Origin of the sequence: Streptomyces chilikensis (assembly GCF_001642695.1) — a bacterium.
Taxonomy (GTDB): Bacteria; Actinomycetota; Actinomycetes; order Streptomycetales; family Streptomycetaceae; genus Streptomyces; species Streptomyces chilikensis.
The window spans coordinates 1-2,016 of record NZ_LWCC02000036.1; the positions used below are offsets into that span (position 1 = coordinate 1).

Sequence of the window (2,016 nt, forward strand, 5' to 3'; positions counted from 1 at the left end):
CGGGCCGGGCGGGAGGGGCGCGGCGGCGGTCAGGCGTGGAGCAGGAGCTCCAGCTCGGCCGGCAGGTTCTCGGTGTCCTCGTGCCGTGGCGGCGCGTCGCGGAGTTCGAAGGCCCACCGGTGGGACGGGGCGCAGCCGAAGGTCCGCTCGAAGAGGGCCGGGAGGGAGAGTTCGGCACTGACCGCCGAGTCCCAGACGAGCGCGAGCCCCTGGAGGTCCGCCCCCGGATCCGTGATCCACCGGCCGCTCCGCAGCCCGGGGAACTCGCCGGTGAGCGGGACCGGATCTTCGGGGCGGAAACCGGCCGTCGCGGTCGGGTGCGGTCGGCCGGTGCCGACCGCCGCGGCGCGCCGCTTGTCCCACCAGGCGATGACGACGTGCATGGAGCCTCCAGCTGCAGCCTCTGTCTCGTGCGTGTGAGCGCGGTGTCGCCGTCGACACCCCGGCATGGATGCGGTTCCCCGGGCGGGTGCTGCCGGTCAGAGCTGGGAGCCGCCGGTGGCGTCGACGATCTGGCCCGTCACCCAGCGGGCGTCGTCGGAGGCGAGGAAGGCGACCACGTCGGCCACGTCCTCGGGACGGCCGACCCGGCCGAGGGCCGACAGGCCGGCCGCGGCCTTCTCGGCCTCCTCGTTGCCGCGCAGCCAGGCGGCGTTCATGTCGGTGTCGATGATGCCGGGCGCCACCGCGTTGACCGTGATGCCGCGACCGCCGAGGGCCTTGGCGAGGGTGAGGGTGAAGGCGTCGACGGCCCCCTTGGTCATGGCGTAGGCGATGATGTCGGTGAGCGCGATCCGGGTGGCTCCGGAGGAGATGTTGATGATCCGCCCGCCGTCCCGCAGCCGCTTGAGCCCCTGCTGGGTGAGGAAGAACGGCGCGCGCATGTTGACGGCGACGGCCTCGTCGAACGCCTCGGCCGTGGTCTCCTCGATCTCGCCGCGCGGCGTGATGCCGGCGTTGTTGACCAGGATGTCCAGGCCGGTGTCGCCGGCGTGCTCCAGGATCCGCCGGTCGTACCCCTCCCAGAGGGTCTCCACGTCACCGGGCCGGCCCAGCTCGGCCTGAACCGCGAACGCGGTGCCGCCCCCGGCGCGGATGGCGCCGACGACCTCCTCGGCGGCCGCGGTGTCACGCCCGTAGTGCACGGCCACCACCGCACCGGCTTCCGCGAGCCGTTCGGCGATCGCGCGGCCGATCCCCCGGCTGCCCCCCGTCACCAGTGCCGCCTTGCCCGCAAGCGCACCCATGACCTCTTCCTTTCACGAGTCGAAGTTCTGTAGCGATGGCTACGCAAATACCTTACACGAATTCCCTAGCGATCGCTGTAAAATTCAGTCATGACGACGACGAAACGCGGCAGGCCGCGGAGCTTCGACCGGGAAGCGGCGCTCGCGCAGGCCACGCTCCTGTTCTGGCAGCACGGTTACGAGGGCACGTCCATCTCCGACCTGACCGGCGCGATGGGGATCTCGCCGCCGAGCCTGTACGCGGCCTTCGGTGACAAGCGCGCGCTCTTCACCGAGGTCGTGGACCGCTACGGCGGCACCTTCGGCGCGTTCATGGAAAAAGCGCTGGACCAGGAGAGCGACCCCCGCGCGGGCTTCGCCAGGATGCTGGACGAGGCGGCGGTGTCCTACACCTCCCCGGAGCACCCGGCGGGCTGCCTGGTCATCAGCGCGGCGACCAACTACTCCCCGCAGACGGCCGACGTCGAGCGGACCCTGCGGGCGCGCAGGGTGGCGAACGTGCGGTCCTTCGAGGCGAGGCTGCGGGACGCCGAGGCCCGCGGATCGCTCCCCGAGGGGGCCGACACCCGGGCGCTGGCGGTCTACTTCGCCGCGGTCGTCCAGGGCATGTCGCAGCAGGCGCGCGACGGGGCGACCACGGCCGAACTGCGGCGCGCGGCCGAGTACGCCATGGCCGCCTGGCCGGAGCCTCCGGCCCGGGGCGCCGGACGCGCCCCCGCCTGACGCGCCCCCCCGTCCGGCGCGCCGTCGGCCCGCCGCCGGCCGGGCC

The 2,016-nt window shown here is 73.3% G+C and carries 3 protein-coding genes; 1 reads left to right on the plus strand and 2 read right to left on the minus strand.

Going from position 1 to position 2,016, the window contains the following annotated elements; translation table 11 throughout:
• Positions 1 to 29: 29 nt before the first annotated feature.
• Positions 30 to 383 carry a hypothetical protein gene (locus tag A2U95_RS21435; protein WP_166025774.1) on the minus strand — a complete coding sequence of 118 codons (354 nt, stop codon included), beginning with the start codon at positions 381 to 383 and terminating at the stop codon, positions 30 to 32.
• A gap of 96 nt (positions 384 to 479) precedes the next feature.
• Complete coding sequence (locus A2U95_RS21440; RefSeq protein WP_166025776.1) at positions 480 to 1,247, minus strand: SDR family oxidoreductase; 768 nt, start codon at positions 1,245 to 1,247, stop codon at positions 480 to 482.
• 90 nt (positions 1,248 to 1,337) lie between these two features.
• Here A2U95_RS21440 and A2U95_RS21445 point away from each other — a divergent pair, with 90 nt between their 5' ends.
• The gene (locus A2U95_RS21445; protein ID WP_166025778.1) at positions 1,338 to 1,970 is read left to right on the plus strand and encodes a TetR/AcrR family transcriptional regulator; all 633 of its coding nucleotides are present in this window, start codon (positions 1,338 to 1,340) and stop codon (positions 1,968 to 1,970) included.
• Positions 1,971 to 2,016 lie beyond the last annotated feature (46 nt).

What these genes read in the sequence shown, in the direction of transcription:
- A2U95_RS21435 (WP_166025774.1), bottom strand. Translation starts at nt 383, where the DNA reads ATGCACGTCGTCATCGCCTGGTGGGACAAGCGGCGCGCCGCGGCGGTC.
- A2U95_RS21440 (WP_166025776.1), bottom strand. Translation starts at nt 1,247, where the DNA reads ATGGGTGCGCTTGCGGGCAAGGCGGCACTGGTGACGGGGGGCAGCCGG.
- A2U95_RS21445 (WP_166025778.1), top strand. Translation starts at nt 1,338, where the DNA reads ATGACGACGACGAAACGCGGCAGGCCGCGGAGCTTCGACCGGGAAGCG.